Genomic DNA, 19,527 nt, shown 5'->3' with positions numbered 1-19,527 from the left:
AATCAGGCGGAGCAAAATGCTCCGTCTTTATTAGTTTTCCTGAATGGGCTGGCTGTTAATTCCCCAATTAAGTTCTATCATTTGGATCGGCTGCCGTCTTAAAAAGAATATGTATCGCTGGAAATATTTCCTTGACAATTTTAAAACAGCTGAATAGAATAAAATAAATAGTCAGTAAGTACTGACAGTCTATTCAGAGGAAGCGAGAGCATGAGCAGCAGTAATAAGCCAAGTACCGATGATAAGCTGCTTTTGGCGGCAATCGATCTAATCGCAGAGAAGGGGTACAATGGTGTTACTACTCAGGAAATTGCCGCCGCCGCAGGTTTGAGTGAAAAAACACTGTTTCGTCGGTTCGGAAGCAAGCGAAATCTTCTGGAAACAGCATTTGATCGATATCATTATGCAAAAGAGATGACAAGACTTTTTAATGAAGAGCAAATCTAGTGGGATTTACATTCAGACTTACAACTGATCAGTCGAACAAATCATGAAATCATGAAACGTAACCGGAAAATGATTATGATAAGTATCAAGGAGGAAGGCAATTTACCTGGGTTTCGAGAAAAAACATAAAAGCATCCTCGACAGTTACTGGAAATCTTGACAAACTATTTTAACACGATGTATGAGAAAGGAAAGCTTATTCACACAGACCCAGAGCTTCAGGCGTTGTCGTTCATGATGATGAATTTTGGCGCCTTTATGAACAATCTGGATGCCGATGAAAACTATCCAACCGTGTCCCTGGAGGCATTTATAATGGGGAGTGTACAAACATTTACAAGGGCTTTAACTCCCTAGTTTTTCATTAGAAACAATGACAGTCAGTACTGACAAACTTTAATAATAAAAAGAAATGCCGATTAGTAATGAATTGAAAAAAATATGTTAAATGACAGGAGATTATGAATATGAAATCAAGTAATCCAATAATATGGATTAATGTATTTACAGCTAAACCAGGCAAACTAGATGAATTGGTTGCTATCCAAGCTGAAGAACTACTCAATTTCAAGAAGGGATCACAAGGTGTTCCTGGTTGGATCAGTAGCCGTTGGCATCGTTCTGTGGATAATAATAAGGCAATGATGGTAACTACCTTTGAGAGTATTGATTTTCATGAAAATTGGTTAGAAAAAAGTGAATTTAGAGAACATCTTAACAAAATAAACCATCTCATTGAAGATACAGAAGGTGGGTACTACACGTTAGTGGAAGAGATTGAAAATATGTAAATCCATCAAATTATGAAGTTTTTATTCTAAAACAATTAATTTGCCAGTCAGTTTTTACGAGGAGGAGAAAACATTGGAAAAATTAAAAATTGGAATTATCTTAGGAAGCACACGTATAGGACGCGTAAGTCCACAAGTAGGAAATTGGGTTAAAGAAATAGCTGATAAACGAGAAGATGCAAATTATGAAATCGTCGATATCGCAGACTTTAACTTGCCATTTGTTGGAGAAGGCACTGGTAAAGAACGTGGATTATTAGCTTGGTCAGAAAAACTTTCTAGCTTGGATGGTTTTGTGTTTATCGTACAAGAATACAATCATAGTATTACCGGGGCATTAAAAAACGCACTTGATTCCGCACGTGATGAATGGAACAACAAAGCTGCTGGCATCGTGAGCTATGGTTCAACTGGCGGAGCCCGTGCAGCCGAACATTTACGTGGCATCTTAGGGGAATTATCCGTTGCGGACGTTCGGGTAAATCCAACATTATCGCTATTTACAGACTTTGAAAACTTCAAAATGTTTAAACCAGCTGATTTACACCTTGGTAATGTCCATGCCATGTTAGATCAAACGATTGCATGGAGCGGTGCCTTAAAAAGATTACGAAAAGCTTTATTGATTACTAGTTAGGGACTTACCCTCTTTAACAAAATATATGTTAGTTAGTACTAACACCAAGTAAATGGTGTTCCTTAACAGGCTTTTTCCACATTCAAACCATCTTTTCACTTAAGTGATAAGTGAATGAGATAGTATATTACTAAAAAACGAGACAAAACGAGACAATAATCTCATTTTGTCTCGTTTTGTTTCGACTGAAAATAGTTAAATCCCAATTTTACCGACCTCCCATCTTGGCACGGCATTTGCAATATATAAAATTGACTTATTATTAATGATTGGGGGCTGAAAAATGGAAACGGTTCAATCGAATGAAATAAAGTTATCACAGGACAAGGCTTATTGGATGTACAAAAAAATGCTGGAGATCAGGAAATTCGAAGACCAGGTTCATGAATCTTTTGCAAAAGGGATTTTACCAGGTTTTGTTCATTTGTATGCTGGGGAAGAAGCGGTAGCTGTCGGAGTATGTGCTCACCTATCCGAAAAGGACAGCATTACAAGCACGCACAGGGGGCATGGCCATTGTATTGCAAAAGAATGCGATCTTAATGGGATGATGGCTGAAATCTATGGGAAGGTGACAGGGCTTTGCAAAGGGAAAGGCGGCTCCATGCATATTGCCGATTTGGATAAAGGGATGTTAGGTGCAAACGGGATAGTCGGTGGAGGCTTTCCGCTCGCATGCGGGGCAGCATTAACTGCCAAATATAAAAAGACCGATCATGTTAGTGTTTGTTTTTTTGGTGATGGTGCCAACAATCATGGAACATTCCATGAAGGGATAAATCTGGCGGCAATCTGGAAGCTGCCCGTTATATTCATCGCTGAAAATAATGGGTATGGGGAAGCCACGCCTTTCAACTACGCTTCAAGCTGTAAAACGATAGCCGATCGGGCGATAAGCTACAATATCCCGGGTGTCCGGGTGGATGGGAAAGATGTATTGGCTGTGTATAAGGCTGCTGAAGAAGCCGTTCAGAGGGCACGCAGGGGTGAAGGCCCATCATTGATCGAATGCGTTACTTATCGTAATTATGGCCACTTCGAGGGAGATGCACAGAAGTATAAAAAAGAACAAGACAAAAAGGAGCATAAACAAGAGAAAGATGCGATTGCCCTATTTAGGAATTACTTGCTGAATCAGAATCTGCTGGCGGAAAAAGAACTGATTTCTCTTGAGAATGCTGTTGAGGAATCTATTAAACAAGCAGTCAAGTTCAGTGAAGATAGCCCGTATCCAGAAGCATCCGATTTATTAAACGATGTTTATGTATCCTATTAAATGATAAAAGGAGGAATTGAGATGAGTAGAAAAATCAGTATGTCACAGGCAATAAATGAAGCAATGGCCATGGCAATGAGAAAAGACGAAAATGTCATCCTTATGGGAGAAGATGTAGCCGGCGGTGCAGAGGTCGATCATTTGCAGGATGACGAAGCATGGGGTGGCGTTTTAGGTGTCACAAAAGGATTGGTTCAAGAGTTTGGCCGGGATAGAATTCTTGATACACCCATTGCGGAAGCAGGATATATGGGAGCGGCCATGGCAGCCGCTTCGACAGGCTTACGACCGATTGCCGAGTTAATGTTCAACGATTTCATTGGCAGCTGTTTGGATGAAGTTTTGAATCAAGGTGCGAAGTTCCGTTATATGTTTGGGGGTAAAGCACAGGTTCCCGTTACGATCCGAACGATGCATGGTGCAGGGTTCAGGGCTGCAGCTCAGCATTCACAAAGCCTCTATGCCTTGTTCACTAGCATTCCTGGATTGAAAGTTGTTGTTCCTTCATCCCCCTATGATGCAAAAGGGCTTTTACTTTCAGCCATTGAAGATAATGACCCTGTCATCTTTTTTGAAGATAAAACGCTATACAACATGGTAGGGGAGGTTCCGGAAGGCTACTATACAATCCCAATCGGCAAAGCTGAAATTAAAAGGAAAGGCTCGGATTTGACGGTCGTTGCCATCGGTAAACAAGTTCACACCGCGATGGAGGCTGCTGAAAAACTTTCAGCGAAAGGCATTGAAGTTGAGATTGTCGACCCGCGGAGCTTGTCACCACTGGATGAAGAATCGATTCTCTCCTCTGTGGCAAAAACAAATCGTTTGATCGTGATCGATGAAGCGAACCCAAGATGCAGCGTCGCAACGGATATTGCCGCATTGGTGGCGGATAAGGGATTTGACACGCTCGATGCGCCAATTAAGAGGATTACGGCACCACATACACCTGTACCTTTCTCTCCACCGCTTGAAGATATTTACCTTCCAACATCAGAAAAAGTGATACAAGTCGTTTCAGAATTATTAGGGGAGCCTTCCATTCTAGGGGTGTAAATAAATCCACATGATGCATGCTCCAGCTTTTTCGCATAGAACTGCAAAAGTTGGAGCAACTAAACCGATGATGGACACAGAAACCAATCTGAAGGGAGAAAAAAGATATGGCGGTCGAAGTGGTAATGCCGAAATTGGGCATGGCAATGAAAGAAGGCACTGTTTCGTTATGGAGTAAGGCTGTTGGGGATCCAGTAGAAAAAGGTGAAGCAATAGCCAGTATCAATTCAGAGAAAATAGAAATGGAAATTGAATCTCCAGCTGAAGGCACAATGCTGAATATAGCTGTTCAAGAAGGACAAGGAGTACCTCCAGGAACCGTTATCTGTCATATTGGAAATCCGAATGAAAAAATAAAGATCGATGAACCTGTTGCGAAAGAAACACAGTCTAAAATTGCTGTACAAGAAAAGCCGAAAACAATAGAGCCACCCATTTTGCCAATGGGAGATCGACTGATGATCACCCCGGTTGCGCGAAAAATGGCACAGTCAGCGAATCTTGACATCGAGAAGATACAAGGCACCGGGCCAGGCGGAAGAATCACAAAAGAAGATGTACAAAAAGTAATGGAGAAAAGGGATTCCATTCCGGTAAATATAGAAAAAGACATAGTTCCCCCACTCCAACCTCCTTTAGAGAGTCCGCAGCAGATTCCTGTGACCGGAATGAGGAACATCATCGCTAAACGTATGAAGGAAAGCTTGCAAAGCAGTGCCCAGTTAACTATAACGATGAAAGTGGATGTCACTGATCTAGTCATTTTGCAAAAACAGGCTGCTGAAACACTGCAAAAATATGAATCAACTAAATTGACTATAACGGACTTTGTTGCCAAGGCTGTCGTGCTTTCACTTAAAGAGCATCCTAAAATGAATAGTGCTTATATTGATGATAACATCATTTTGTATGAGCATATCCATCTTGGATTAGCGGTGGCCTTGGAGAATGGACTCGTTGTTCCCGTCATAAGAAATGCCGAAAATTATACCTTAAGGCAGTTATCGAGTAAGGGGAAGGAATTGGCCCGATGTGCACGTGACTCGCAATTGCCTATTGAAGACATGCAAGGGTCCACTTTTACCATCAGTAACCTCGGGGCATATGGCGTTGAGCACTTTACACCTATTCTCAATACACCGGAAACGGGGATACTCGGAATCGGCTCTGCTTACGAAACCCCGCTTTATATTGGCGAAGAATTGGAGAAGAGAACGATTCTTCCACTCAGTTTAACTTTTGATCACCGTGTACTCGACGGGGCACCCGCTGCTGCCTTTTTACAAGCACTAAAAAGGTATTTAGAAGAGCCGATCACCGTGATTTTATAGAATAGGAGGGAAAGGTCTTGAATCGTATAGCTATTATAGGCGGAGGTCCTTCAGGATATGTAGCGGCAATCACTGCTGCCCAGCAGGATAAGGAAGTCATATTGGTAGTCGATGGGCCATTGGGAGGCACCTGTTTAAACGAAGGCTGCATGCCAACGAAGTCATTATTGAAAAGTGCCGATACGTATGACTTGGTGAAAAATGCCGGGCATATGGGAATTCGCCTGCCCTCCAATTCGATTGAAGTCGATTGGGAAACCGTACAGGAACGAAAGAGAGATGTCATATCTAAACTGGTGAACGGCATTCGATATTTAATGAGTAAGAATAAAATAAAGGTCATTCAAGGTAGGGCTTCTATCCTTTCAAGCAATCGACTGCGGATCGAGAACAATATTAAAAATGAAATAATTGAAGCTAGTAAGATTATCATTTCAACGGGGTCAGAACCGATTCCACTACCTTTTGCACCATTTGATGGTGAATGGATCATCCACAGTGGCCATGCCATGTCACTTCCTGCCATTCCCGATTCGCTGCTGATTGTCGGAGGCGGCGTCATCGGATGTGAATTTGCCAGTATTTATAGCAGGTTTGGCACCAAGGTCACCGTTATCGAAATGGGGGAAAAGCTGCTTCCAGGGGAAGATGATGATATCACAAGCATCCTTCATGACGAATTGAAAAACCAAGGTGTTACAGTCCATACCTCCACATCAGTCAAAAACATCAATTCAGCCAGTAAGACGGTATTTTTGGAGAAAAGTGATGGCGAATTGGAAGAACTTCCTGCAGATTACGTACTCGTATCAATAGGGAGAAAACCAAGAGTGAACGAAATGGGCTTAGAGGGAAATGATATTGATTTTTCCCGACTTGGCATCTCGGTGGATGATCGAATGCAAACAAGCAATCCTTCGATTTATGCCTGTGGCGATGTGATAGGGGGCATACAACTTGCCCATGTTGCTTTTCATGAAGGGCGAGTGGCGGCTCTGAATGCCTGCGGTCAATTTGCACAAGTGAATTACCGGGCAATCCCTCGCTGCATTTATACCTCCCCGGAGATTGCCAGTGTAGGCTTGACCGAAAAAGAAGCGCGTAAAAAATATGGGGAAATTAACGTTGGTGAATTCGCTTTTTCGGCAAACGGGAAAGCTGTCCTTTCCGATAAACCGGTAGGAAAAGTCAAAGTCCTGGTGAACCCACAATATAATGAAATTCTAGGTTTTTCCATTGTTGGTCAGCATGCAACCGAATTGATTGGTCAAGGAACGGTCATGCTGCATGCAGAAATAACGGCAGATATGATGGAAGATTTAATAGCGGCACATCCAACCTTGTCGGAATCCATACATGAAGCTCTTTTAAATGTTGTAGGACAAGCTGTGCATTGCTAAAACTGAAGGAGGAATTTGTATGGTTAGCGGTCAACGGACGGCGGTAGTCACTGGTGCAGGTCGCGGTATCGGACGTGCCATTGCATTAAGATTAGCTCAAGATGGATTGAATGTGGTCATTAATGACGTCAATCTGGATACGGCTGAATCGGTCGTGAATGAGATTAGGGAACTTGGACGTGAAAGCTTTGCCGTTAAAGCGGATGTAAGCAATAGGCCGGAAGTATTCGAAATGGTGAAGCAAGTTGTGGAACGTTTTGGACAACTGGATGTTATGGTTTCAAATGCAGGAATTGCACAAATAAAGCCTCTTTTGGAAGTAACTCAAGAGGATCTGGAACAGATTTTCAATATAAATGTAAATGGTGTCCTCTTTTGTCTGCAAGCCGCGGCTGAACAAATGAAAAAGCAAGAAGGCGGGAAAATAATAAGTGCTGCCAGCATCGCCAGTTATAAAGGTTTTGGCTTACTAGGTACATACTCGGCCACGAAATTTGCCGTAAGAGGCATTACACAAGCGGCAGCACAGGAATTGGCCCAGTTTGGCATTACGGTGAATGCATACTGTCCAGGAATTGTCGGGACGAAAATGTGGGATTTAATCGATGAAAAAATGGGTCAATATATGAATCTTGCTAAAGGGGAAACATTTAAAAAGTTTACAGATTCCATAACCTTAGGACGCTCCGAAACCCCAGAAGATGTGGCGAAATTCGTCTCTTACCTCGCTTCACCGGATTCAGATTATATGACAGGTCAATCCATCATGATTGATGGAGGAGTTATTTTCTCATAAACCGTAGGAGAAGCATCATGTGAATATTCACATGATGCTTTTTTTGTAAACTCAATCTATATATTGTAAGCGAATACATAATCTACTATAATTAAAAAGACCTCGATTAACATCCTATTTTATACTCCATGGTAATTTCCCTCTAGATTGACTGGTCAAATGAAGGTTTAAACCAAATGATTAGAGGAGGATTATATGCTATCCACTAGTTGTTATCTACGTACATGGGAACGCTTTGTCAGTGAAGGGGTTCTCGATTCAAATCGACTGAATAAGCGAATAATGGAATCCTGGCATCGCTGCAAAAAAGATCAAGTCAACCCATACCTTAATAAGGGCAGCCATATTTTGACGAATGAATTATTGGACATTCAAAGAGAAAAAAACTCCTTTCTATTAGAAGTGGCATCACCCCAATTATCCAGGATGAATCAATCGATAAAAGAATCAGGAATGATGGCCTTATTGGTCGATCCGGATGGATATGTCCTTTCACTTTCCGGAAACGAGAAAATCCTCGATGAGGCAGGCAAAATAAATTTTGTGGAAGGCGTATGCTGGACGGAGGGTGAAGTCGGAACGAACGCAATTGGAACAGCGTTGAAAACGGGTGAAGCCGTTATGATTCAAGGTACCGAGCACTATTCAATTGCCTCACACAAATGGAGTTGCTCTGCCATGCCCATTTTAAATGAAGACGGTAAGATAATGGGCGTTTTGGATATATCATGTCCAGTAGATTATTTCCATCCCTCCATGCTGGGTATGGTAGCCAATTTGGCGTATACGATCGAACAGGAAATGGGAGTGCGTTCCTATAAAAAGGAGCTGGCACTGACCCAGCACTCGATAGAACTTGCAGAGACCTATCCAGATTTGCCTTTTATCGTCTGTAATCATAAAGAAATGATAATCTCCGCCAGTAAACAGATTCGCAAAAAAATTCCTCAATCCATTGGGATGGCATTGGCCGATCTATTAAATCATGGATATCGAATCGTAAAGGAAAATCCACTACGATCCAAAGAGGATAATAGGATTTCCGGTAAGTGTTTATTCTTATCAGAGAATTATGGTCATGATACCAATAGGCTTTTTCCTGCTTCCATGCCTGCAGAAAGGTTTGCCTTCAAAGGGGAAAGAGGGATTAGCGAGTCCTTTCAGAACACATTACATAAAGTGAAGCTTGTTGCACCGACAGAAGCCAATGTGTATATATCAGGTGAAACGGGGGTCGGGAAAGAGCTTATTGCCATGGCCATTCATGAAAATGGATTCCGTAAAAAAGGACCTTTCGTCACGATAAATTGCGGAGCCATACCTAAAGATTTAATGGAGAGTGAATTATTCGGGTATGTTGATGGAGCTTTTACTGGGGCTAAACGGCAAGGGCACAAGGGGAAGTTCGAGCAGGCAAATGGAGGGACCATTTTTCTCGATGAAATCGGTGAAATCCCTCCAGCGATGCAAGTTGCCTTACTGCGTGTACTTCAGGAAAGAAAAATCGTTCCGATCGGGAGCACAAAAAGCATTTCATTGGATATTCGCATTATCACTGCCACACACCGTAATCTTGAAGATCTTGTCATTGAAGGATCCTTTCGGAAGGATTTATACTATCGGTTGAATGTTTACCCTATTCATGTACCGCCCTTAAGGGAAAGGATTGAAGACATTCCTTATCTAGTCAACTACTTGTGCTCGGAGAATAATTGGAATATTCCATTAACAGAAGAATTATTGAATCGTTTAAAAGAGTACAATTGGCCAGGCAATATTAGAGAACTGCAGAATGTACTTCAGCGATTGACCATCTTACTTGCAGAAGGACCTCTGGATTATGGTAAAGTGTTGAATTCCATGCAATCTCAACCCGTTACACGGCATGATGATTTCCCTGCATGGGAGGAACCTGGTAATAACGGCATAACGAGAAAAGAACTGACGATCCGTGAAAAAATTCAACGTGATCTAATGATAGAGGCATTACAAAAATCAAGAGGAAATGTCACTGCTGCAGCAAAGCTGATGGATATACCAAGAAGTACATTTTACAAGCGGCTCCATAAGTATGGTATATAGACAGGCATGTGTACATTATGTAAGAAAAGCAGACTTATAGAAATCCTTGAAATATGAAAGGGGTATGGCAAATGAAAACGAGAATTACTGAATTATTAGGGATTGAATATCCGATTATTTGCGGCGGGATGTTCCAAGTTGGCCGAGCCCCGCTTGCAGCCGCTGTTTCAGAAGCGGGGGGACTTGGCATCATCACTTCGAAAACACAGGCGACACCAGAAAGTCTCCGCGAGGAAATTAGCAAAGTGAAAACTTTGACCAAGAAACCCTTTGCTGTCAACCTGAACCTGTTCCCAAGTCAAACGGCTACTCCGAATGATGAGTTCATCGATATTTTAATTGACGAAGATGTAAAAATTGTTGAAACGAGTGGCCGAAGCCCGGAAAGTTTAATGCCCAGACTTAAAGAGCACGGCTTTACCGTGGTACATAAGGTAGCGAACGTCAAAAACGCAATATCGGCAGAGAAATTAGGGGTCGATGCCATTATTATTGTAGGAAATGAAACAGGCGGACATCCTGGCATGGGGGATGTAGGAACGCTTGTCATGCTCCCTAGAGCAGTTGATTCTGTTACTATACCAATAATAGCAGGCGGGGGATTTTCAGATGGCAGAGGCCTTGTCAGTGCCTTATCACTCGGTGCTGAAGGTATCGTCATGGGGACTCGCTTTATGGCAACGCAAGAAGCGCCGATTCATGATAACGTGAAGCAGTGGATGGTATCGGCCAATGAAACGGATACGGTTGTCATCCAACGGAATATAGGCAGTCCGTCGCGTGTAGCATTAAATGCAGTCAGTAAAGAAGTGGACAAACTTGAAAATGAAGGTGCCACAATAGAGGAATTGATTCCGCTAATTACGGGACAAAGAAGTAAGAAAGTATACTTTGAAGGAAATTTAGACGGAGGCATCTGGTCATGCGGTCAATCCATAGGACTGATAAAAGAAATATTGACCGTCAATGAACTAATAAAACAAATCGTCCAAGAAGCAAAAACCTCGTTCGAATTCATCCAAAGCCGTATCGAATCCATTCGAACATAAATAGCCTATCTTACAAAAAGGAACAAGAGATCCAGTGCGATTTCGTGTTCCTTTTTATCTATTAGACATAAGGTTCCATAGGTGCCCAAGTATAGGCTTTTTCAAAAGTGCATTATCGCTATTTATAACAGAAAGTTGAAGGAAAGACTGGTTTAATACGCAACGCAAAAACCAATTCAAGAAAGAAAAAAAGGTACATAGTTCTTCAATTCCTTACCAACCAACTTTCAGCAACTTCTTAATAAAGACTTTCACATGTAAAAGAAACAAAGAAATAGCCAATTAAAATTTTGCAATCAATGTTTACATAATATTATTATTCCACTTAATCAGACTACCTTAGATTCTAATGTCATCTGGCATTTCTCATATGCTGCTTTGATTCCAGAGACTTAATAATTACTTCTTTATTAAATGTAAAAATCGACTTTTAAGATTTCCTTATAAATGAATGGCATTCATGATACCCAAGAACTGATTGCTGAAGGTAGACAGTGTTTCTAAACAAATTCGTTTTAAAGGTTTACCTTATAGCTCTTGGCAGCATCCTGCTGATTCTAAGCATGTTGTTGCACATATGAAAGCGGTAAAGCTTGAACATCAATGAGCTTTAAACATTTATTTAAGGGTATTCATGCTAGAGGTTAAGTGTAATATGTCTTATAGGAGATAATGTGGCTAAAAAGAGGATTTATGATCATTTTCAGGAAGAAAGCAGAACTTTCATGATAAAATATCCATTGAATTTTTATCGAAGTAAATTATATTTATATAACTTTTTATAAGTGTTAACCCGTGATATTTCTCATTTTACCATTTATTATATATATCAGAATAACAATATGGATAAATCATGTCAGTTAAGCAGGATTAATTTAGATTACTACAGAATTATTAGATAACGATTTTTTTAATAGGTCTTTAGGAAAGGATAAACAATTGAAGAATATAATTAGCGGGGCACTTACCATAGCTGCTTTATTAATAATAGGCGGGGGGGCAATCATTTATTACTTTATCTCTTCTTCATACACAACCCCCCAAGGGTTATACGAATTCCCTGTACCTAGAAACGCTGAATTGGTTCAGATAAATGAACAAGGGAATAGATATGAATGGTCAAGGGCTTCTGAAGAAAATGGCATACCAAATGGATATGACTTAGTCCTTAAAGCGAGTGGATGGAAAAAGGGGGAAAGAGAAGGAGCTTCCGTTTTTTACACGAAGGGAAATAATACAATAGACTTGCTAACTACAACAAAGCAATTAGAGATCCTTAGAGTGAAATGACTAAGGATGACAAATACTAATTGAATAATCAAACCTATATCATAAAAATGTCCGAAAACGAACTATGTTAACAATTAGCAGATAAATTAAAATTCAAAATAAAAATCAGGAAATTTATTTATTAACGACGTAACTGATGTGAAATTAGCTTAAATCCAAAAAATCTTATTACAAAAAGTTTATCCGAATTTCAAATCAAAGATCAATCATTTTAATTGCAACAAGAAAGTTTTAAAGTATAAATGAACAATTACTAATTAGATAAAAAGTTTAAAGATATATAAAAAAAAGCCATGATTAAATATAAAAATTTGCATTCCGTCTCACTAAGTTAAGTATTCTTAAGATATGAGACAAAATTAACATTAAAAATAGAACTTCCTATAATATATATTATGTAAACTAGATAAAAATAATAATAAATAAATGTTCACAGCTTCATATTCCCCTAAAATTCATTATAGTCCCCTAATTCGGCTATAGTTGACTATATCATTCATTGTTGCTTCCGATAATTCTCAAGGTTCTTCCTATAAGTTAAGTCGGTTATTTCTCATAATAAATGGTCATTTCACAAATGTTAATAGTGGCAGGCAATTGTTAAAGTAAATTACCCGCAAGAATAAATAAAGCTAAAGAATCCACAGTGCATAATATATAATCCGCTTCTAAGAGCTGTTTTTAGTCGTTAATCTACCTTCGTTTTAATAACCTCTTTATATACCATATATGCAATTACAATTATAGCTAGAATAAAAATTACTTTCATCCAAATCCACTCCCCACCTACTTTTTCTACCCTCTCTTATACCCGTAATCTGTATTAAGAAACAATGAGATAAAGGAAAGGTTAAAAAACCATAACAAACATAGTTTTCATAATAAATGTCTTGGTTGTAATAATCCAGGTAGAAAATGTATACGGCGCTGACAATTAATGCGTTTAGCACCTTTCTATACTCTTTGGTCTTCGAACAGCAATAATGAGATATCAATTTGCAATCAGGTAGTTCCCACATTTTCTAATAGGCATTTCTTCTGTAAGAGCCAATTTAAATCGAACATTGGCTTACATATGACTATCCGCAAGGTGATGCACCACTCCCCCCCTTTAAGCCTCTTACAGTATCTCGTAATTGGATTCAGAAAGAGAAAAATAAATATTGCTTTGGTGTACATAATATAAGGAATAACCAATGACAGTAAAACTGTTATGAAAAGGGTGAACAAATGGAAAGAAATAACGCGATTGATTTTATTAAATTTTTTGCAATATTTTCTGTTGTAGTCATTCATGTATTCCCAAGGGATAGCCAGATTGGTCTATTTATTCTCGATAACGTCTCAAGGTTTGCGGTGCCATTCTTCTTTACTGCATCTGGTTATTTATTCGGTAAAAAGATGATACATACAAGGGATTCCATTGACTATTTTAAAAGGTATATTATAAAAATCTTAAAACTGTATTTATGCTGGCTCTTCTTTTACATGATGTATGATGTTCTTATTCTTTATAAAGTTGCTACTGATGCACCAAAGGAATTTGAGCAGTACATTAGTCAATTTTCATTTCTTGACCTTATATATTATGGAACTGGGACTAGCGGATACCAATTGTGGTTTTTAACCGCATTAATTTGGAGTGTTATCATTCTATTCGTTTTTTTAAAGTTAAAAAAAGTGAAGCTTCTTTTAATCATCAGCCTAATTTTAAACTTTTTAGGTCTTTTCGGACAATCGTATTCGATGTTCTATGAATTTCCCCTAAGTACAAGGGATGCTTTATTCATTGGTCTTTTTTATACAACTTTGGGCTTCTTCTTTGCGGATGATAAATTCTTTGAAAAGTCAAAATCAATAACAAACAAAACCTACCTATTATTAATTTTTATCTTCTTTACTTTACAAGTTGTAGAAGGATACTTATTAGATAAGACATTATCAGGAAGTCATGGAGAATATTTTATTTCTACTATCTTTTTAACTGCATATCTTTTTTTATTTGCATTAAATAATAAAACATTGGGAAAGGATTTGTTCATTACTAAAGTTGGAGGAAGAGCCCTAGGTATATACATTGTTCATGTAGTCTTCATCGATATTTTTGATTTGATTTTATCGGCAGTAAAACTAAATCATATATCCGGCAATTTATTGTTAAAATTATTTGAGACACTCCTTATCATTACTATGTCGTACATTTCTTATGACCTGCTTCAATATTTCAAAAGGCGTTTAAGCAAAATGTTAAAAACCTATTAGTGGATAGTTACAGAGCATGAGACCAGCAACCCCTATTTTATTATTTGTTTTCCTTATACTCCACTAAAAACAGATTATCGTAAACGGTAGTATACGATCCATCTAATAGATATTGTTTAGTTGATATGCATAGGATACTGTCTCATGCATATCAACTAAAGAGCAAAATCCTCGTTGGCCATTGTAGTAACAATCATTAAGAAGCATCATTATTTCACCAAATCGTACCCAAGTCACGCAATGTAGACCGAATACCGCAATTGGAAATATCCGTACCGCTTAAATCTACTTCAATCTCTGCGTTTTGTTCTGCCCCAGTTTAGACCAGAGATTTTTTTTCGGTTTAATTCTTCCGTATTTTTCCTGGTCAATTGTTTGACTTAAGAATATTGTTAAAACTTATCCGGGAACTGCTTAACAACTCCCGCAGAGATAGTATCCGCCATTAGGATTATATGTGTGACCCCTTCGTCAATTGAAACGATTCTTGCGTTCCAATTTTTTGCTAAGCTTGCAGATAAATCATTTGTCACTAATTTCAGATGCATATACAGCAAATTTTTTAGATCTTCATTTTTCAAATAGGGGTTGGCACTGCTAAGGAAAGCTGCTATTTCATCAGCATTTCTATACCATTCTTTGTTTAGCTGTTTCAACAAGGCCTCATTTCCGCTTTTAGCCGCATCTACAATCTTTCCCGCAATCACAATATGCTCTTTAAGTAAATCCGTAAGTTTGTTCCCAGCTTTCTCACCGTATACTGGCTTTATAGCATTTCCAATATCCTCCTGATTTTTCAGAAGCCTAGTCAATACCTGTTTTTGATCCTCCGCTCCAGCTGTCGTTGCACTTGTAATGTAATTACTTGTCCACAATACATGATCAATCCAAAGTTTCCTGAATTCATTTGCGAACTTTACCTCAGATTGACTAACACTTTGCACCTGCGGTTTAGCGTATGCACTAGTTGGTCCAGCCACCATGTTTAGAGGAAATAAAAAAATAAATCCCATCAACAATAATTTTTTCATAAAACCATCTCCTTCCAAAGTTAAAAAGCACCTTTTTATTATTGATATATGGGATTTTAATATTCATGATAGTGGTTCTACTTACCCTGTTGAACGGTAAATTGGACTTAGACGAACTCTCATCTAACTATGTAAGCTGTTTTGTATAAGATTAGGTCAACTATCAAAGTATTCATACAAGGACTACAACGTCGCGATTTGCGCTTAAAAGATGATGAATCAATGTTTAAATTACTTAAAAATTCAAGAATGAGAGTCCGTGTTATTAATCCACTTAATACCTCACTATATCTCTCTAACTGTCGAGTACATGATAAACAATCTAAACGTATACATTTAACTGTAAACACACATACCACCGTTCATAAATTTCTGAACGGTGGTATGTGTGTTGCCCTTTCAACCTATACCTCTTCGCTGGATAAAGCTTTCCATTCTAGGTAAACGGTATAAAGTTCAGAGGGGCGGTCAGATCCGTCTGTGATAGTTGCCTTTACTCCTCTTCATAGAGCGTAAGAAAGGAATCCGGTACGGCTCGTCCTTCTGCTATTGCGTTTACCCTGTCGACGAATTCCGGTAGAATCAGATGACGCAGAGGCTGGTCTACTTGATTCAATCGTTTGAATGCCTCCCGGGCCAAATCATCCCATTCCTTGTAGCGATGCAGATAATCATCCGGCATCACTACGGTGCTAGACGTCCCTTCCTCTGGTTCACACTCAAATGGTTCATCTAATCCGAGCGTAGCATAGTCGCATGTGATTTGCTCTCCGGGGAGGATATCCCTTGACGCTAATTCAATCTCATAGACAGTCGATACCACATTTGGACTGAAGCTGTGATTAATGTATCTAGCATGATCCCAGCACAGCACGTAGCGGTCGTCATCGTTGAGGTAGGCATATTTATAGACGATTTCCCTTCGCAATAGATCAAGCGATTCAATCACATCTTCCTCGAGGATGATGTCCAAATCATCCAATGCCCAGATAATCGTTCCTTTGGGTATCATTTTTGTGGCAAAAACGCCCACACCAATCTTTTCATTGACAAACCGAATCTCGGTATCTGGATGTATCATCGATTCTGTTCACCCTTTCTCATAATTACTATTACAATATATAGCAGATTCGTTTATTTGACTGTTCATTCGCGTATTTTATCAAAGTTCAATTAGCGGAATTTCCTCCTGGAAAACTTGATAGCACGTTTATTTATGTTCCACAATTGGTCGCCTTCTTTTATATGAAATCTAATGAAGTCAAGTAGCAAGAACTTCCTGGATAATAGTACAGCGACAAAAAAATCCCATGCCGGATGCATGGAATCTTTTTTAACTAAAATATAATTAAAGTTTGTTCTCCACCGGATGAACTGGCGCTTCCTCTATACTGTCGCCAGCAGACTTTTTTGACCAGTAAGTCGCGAGAATTGGTCCGGAAATGTTGTGCCATGCAGCAGCCAGGACGCTTGGAAGGGCTGCCAGAGGGCCGAAATGTGCAGTGGCAAGCGCAACACCTAACCCTGAGTTCTGCATGCCTACTTCAATCGAAATCGCTCTTCTATTCACTTCATCAAGTCCAAGCGCTTTTGCTGCTAAGTAACCGAACAGCAGCCCAAATCCGTTGTGAAGCATAACGGCAGTGAAAATAAGGAACCCGGATGCAGCAATGCTAGCTGCATTGCCTGAGACTACTGCACTAACAATCGTAATGATGGCTGCTACCGAAATAAGCGGTAAAACGGTTAAGCTTTTTTCAACTATTACAGGGAAAAACCGCTTAATGGCCAAGCCTAAAACAATCGGAAGAAGGATGACTTGGATAATGGACTTAAACATATCAAAAAAATCAACCGGCATCCATTGGCCTGCCAGCAAAAGCAGAAGCAGCGGCGTCATGATTGGAGCCAGTAAAGTTGAAACCGAAGTCATAGCTATCGACAAAGGTACATTGCCTTTTGCCAGATATACCATAACGTTAGAGGCTGTTCCGCCTGGTACACAGCCGAGCAAAACCAGTCCTGCAGCTAATTCTGCAGGCAAATTCATCAGTTTCGCAATAAGGAATGCCACAGATGGCATGATGATAAACTGGGCACAAACTCCAATTATCACGGGCAGTGGTTTAGTAATGATGATTTTAAAATCAACGGCCTTCAAAGTGAGCCCCATACCAAACATGACAACGCCAAGCAAAATTGTAATATATCCCCCCAATCCCAAAAATGGCTCTGGAAAAATAAAGGCAATGACGGATATTAAGATAACCCAGACAGCAAAATATTTTCCGGCTAATGCACTGAATGCTTCTAATACTTTCATTCCATCACACTCTTTCTTGGATGAATATTTTATTTGGATTTAATAAATTATCTGGATCAAGGGCCACTTTGATTTTTTCCATCACAAACAGGGCGTCCCCATGTTCTTTTTTCTGATATTTTTGTTTACCGACCCCAACACCATGTTCGCCTGTACATGTTCCCTTACGCTCAAGGGCATATAGGACAATTTGTTCATTTAGCTGTTCAGCTCTTTTAATCTCTTCTTGATTATTGTTATCGATCATTAATAGTACGTGATAGTTCCCGTCGCCTACATGGCCGACGATCCCACCGGTAAGGCCAAGGAAATCAACAGCTTCCCTTGCGTGATGAATGGCACCGGACAGCTCTGAAATCGGAAGGCAGACATCAGTCACCATCAGTTTTTTCCCAGGATTGCCATGAATATAAGCATAAGCAAGATTATGGCGAGCTTCCCATAGGCGGTTCCTGGCAGCATTATCTGTCTCGAATTCAATATCGAGACAATTATGTTCTGCTACTATTTCTTTAGTGAACTCTACATCTTGCTTCAACCCTGCGTCATTACCATGAAACTCCAAGAATAGCGTAGGCGCTTCGTTATAACTTGTCTCACTATAGAGGTTAACCTGCTTCATGGATGGTTCATCGACAAGCTCCACCCTTGCTATTGGAACACCTGACTGCAAAATGGATACGACTGCTTCTACCGCATGGTTCAAAGCCGGAAATGATGCTCTTGCCGCCATAACGTGCTCAGGAATTCCGTAAACTCTTAAAGTCAATTCCGTAAAGCAGCCAAGCGTTCCCTCTGACCCGACAAAAAGCCCGTTTAGATGATAGCCTGATGACGATTTAGCGGCCAAATTACCAGTATGTATAATCGAACCATCTGCAAGTACCACTTCAAGATCACGTACTTGATCACGCATCACACCATATTTAACTGATGTAGTTCCACTGGCATTTGTTGCCGCCATTCCTCCAAGAGTAGCATCAGCTCCCGGATCCACGGAAAAAAATAAACCGTATTTTTTCAATTCTTTGTTTAGTTGCGAACGCGTTACCCCTGGTTGAACCTTTACGAGAAAATCGTTTTCACGCACTTCAAGGATTTTATTCATTAGTGAAAAATCAATAGTTATGCCATGGTTGTACGGTATGACATGTCCCTCGAGGCTTGATCCCAACCCGAAAGGAACAATCGGAATTTTGTACTTATTTGCTAATATCATAACTTCACTGACTTGCTGTGTTGTTTCTGGAAATACAACAATATCAGGAAGACTTACAGCATGATAGGATTCATCTCTGCCATGTAATTCTCTTACTGTCAGGTTTTCCGTTACTTGACTGTCTGAAAGAATTTCCTTTAAATCGTTGATTAAATTTACACTAGCCGCTTCCATTCTATTCTCCTTCTTTCTGCTATAACATCCGTTTTTTCCTATCAAAAACTTTGCTCGCACCTATTCCCAGACTTAGTTTCTTCTTCAATTCTTCAACTGTATGATCGAGAGATGGTTTCCCCCTCCTTAATAGCCTAAAATGATATCGCTTCCATTTTATCAAATAATTGGTCTAACCAATTTTAATTATACTAAATTTTTTGACTTTTTCAACAATTATCCATTTTATACTTTTCTCCTTAAATAAATGTTTATTTCTCAATATTTATAGGTAATTTTCCATCAATAAAACAAAACCAAAATGGCCTTCAATAGCCATGTGACCATAATTTGACTGAATCTAAACCATTATATTTAACAATA

Annotated in this window: 15 protein-coding genes and 1 pseudogene; 12 read left to right on the top strand and 4 right to left on the bottom strand. The window is 39.5% G+C overall.

The window, feature by feature from the left end:
* Window positions 1-210 precede the first annotated feature (210 nt).
* From MPH60_RS10080 to MPH60_RS10025, 12 genes and pseudogenes are all read left to right on the top strand, one after another.
* A pseudogene (locus MPH60_RS10080) lies at window positions 211-804 on the top strand (TetR/AcrR family transcriptional regulator).
* Window positions 805-914: 110 nt separating this feature from the next.
* Complete coding sequence (locus MPH60_RS10075; RefSeq protein ID WP_241591716.1) at window positions 915-1,238, top strand: antibiotic biosynthesis monooxygenase family protein; 324 nt, start codon at window positions 915-917, stop codon at window positions 1,236-1,238.
* A gap of 73 nt (window positions 1,239-1,311) precedes the next feature.
* On the top strand, window positions 1,312-1,875 hold the full coding sequence (locus MPH60_RS10070; RefSeq protein ID WP_241591714.1) for an NADPH-dependent FMN reductase: 564 nt from the start codon (window positions 1,312-1,314) through the stop codon (window positions 1,873-1,875).
* Between the two features lie 283 nt (window positions 1,876-2,158).
* On the top strand, window positions 2,159-3,151 hold the full coding sequence (locus tag MPH60_RS10065) for a thiamine pyrophosphate-dependent dehydrogenase E1 component subunit alpha (RefSeq protein ID WP_241591712.1): 993 nt from the start codon (window positions 2,159-2,161) through the stop codon (window positions 3,149-3,151).
* A 21-nt stretch (window positions 3,152-3,172) separates the two neighbouring features.
* Window positions 3,173-4,207 (top strand): alpha-ketoacid dehydrogenase subunit beta, encoded by a 1,035-nt coding sequence (locus MPH60_RS10060; RefSeq protein WP_241591709.1) that lies wholly within the window; start codon window positions 3,173-3,175, stop codon window positions 4,205-4,207.
* A gap of 107 nt (window positions 4,208-4,314) precedes the next feature.
* Entirely contained in the window at window positions 4,315-5,538 is a 1,224-nt protein-coding gene (locus tag MPH60_RS10055; RefSeq protein WP_241591707.1) for a dihydrolipoamide acetyltransferase family protein, read from the top strand.
* A gap of 17 nt (window positions 5,539-5,555) precedes the next feature.
* Window positions 5,556-6,938 (top strand): dihydrolipoyl dehydrogenase, encoded by a 1,383-nt coding sequence (gene lpdA, locus MPH60_RS10050; protein WP_241591705.1) that lies wholly within the window; start codon window positions 5,556-5,558, stop codon window positions 6,936-6,938.
* Window positions 6,939-6,957: 19 nt separating this feature from the next.
* Window positions 6,958-7,734: an acetoin reductase gene (locus MPH60_RS10045; RefSeq protein ID WP_241615822.1), complete on the top strand. Its 777-nt coding sequence runs from the start codon at window positions 6,958-6,960 to the stop codon at window positions 7,732-7,734.
* A gap of 195 nt (window positions 7,735-7,929) precedes the next feature.
* On the top strand, window positions 7,930-9,816 hold the full coding sequence (locus MPH60_RS10040; protein ID WP_241615821.1) for a sigma-54-dependent Fis family transcriptional regulator: 1,887 nt from the start codon (window positions 7,930-7,932) through the stop codon (window positions 9,814-9,816).
* Window positions 9,817-9,887: 71 nt separating this feature from the next.
* Window positions 9,888-10,865 (top strand): NAD(P)H-dependent flavin oxidoreductase, encoded by a 978-nt coding sequence (locus tag MPH60_RS10035; RefSeq protein WP_241591699.1) that lies wholly within the window; start codon window positions 9,888-9,890, stop codon window positions 10,863-10,865.
* A gap of 939 nt (window positions 10,866-11,804) precedes the next feature.
* Window positions 11,805-12,155, top strand: a complete 351-nt coding sequence (locus tag MPH60_RS10030; protein WP_241591697.1) for a hypothetical protein — start codon at window positions 11,805-11,807, stop codon at window positions 12,153-12,155.
* A gap of 1,230 nt (window positions 12,156-13,385) precedes the next feature.
* On the top strand, window positions 13,386-14,417 hold the full coding sequence (locus MPH60_RS10025) for an acyltransferase family protein (RefSeq protein WP_241591695.1): 1,032 nt from the start codon (window positions 13,386-13,388) through the stop codon (window positions 14,415-14,417).
* Window positions 14,418-14,809: 392 nt separating this feature from the next.
* Here the strand turns inward: MPH60_RS10025 and MPH60_RS10020 are convergent, their stop codons facing one another.
* From MPH60_RS10020 to MPH60_RS10005, 4 genes are all read right to left on the bottom strand, one after another.
* Window positions 14,810-15,448, bottom strand: a complete 639-nt coding sequence (locus MPH60_RS10020) for a glycosyltransferase (RefSeq protein ID WP_241591693.1) — start codon at window positions 15,446-15,448, stop codon at window positions 14,810-14,812.
* Window positions 15,449-15,941: 493 nt separating this feature from the next.
* Complete coding sequence (locus tag MPH60_RS10015; RefSeq protein WP_241591691.1) at window positions 15,942-16,529, bottom strand: SET domain-containing protein; 588 nt, start codon at window positions 16,527-16,529, stop codon at window positions 15,942-15,944.
* A 267-nt stretch (window positions 16,530-16,796) separates the two neighbouring features.
* On the bottom strand, window positions 16,797-17,771 hold the full coding sequence (locus tag MPH60_RS10010) for a bile acid:sodium symporter family protein (protein ID WP_241591689.1): 975 nt from the start codon (window positions 17,769-17,771) through the stop codon (window positions 16,797-16,799).
* A 4-nt stretch (window positions 17,772-17,775) separates the two neighbouring features.
* Window positions 17,776-19,164 (bottom strand): FAD-binding oxidoreductase, encoded by a 1,389-nt coding sequence (locus MPH60_RS10005; protein ID WP_241591687.1) that lies wholly within the window; start codon window positions 19,162-19,164, stop codon window positions 17,776-17,778.
* Window positions 19,165-19,527: the final 363 nt, after the last annotated feature.

Source organism: Peribacillus sp. Aquil_B1 (genome assembly GCF_022603275.1).
GTDB lineage: Bacteria > Bacillota > Bacilli > Bacillales > DSM-1321 > Peribacillus.
The sequence above is the reverse complement of the archived record's forward strand: the minus strand, read 5'-3'. Positions and strand labels throughout refer to the sequence as shown.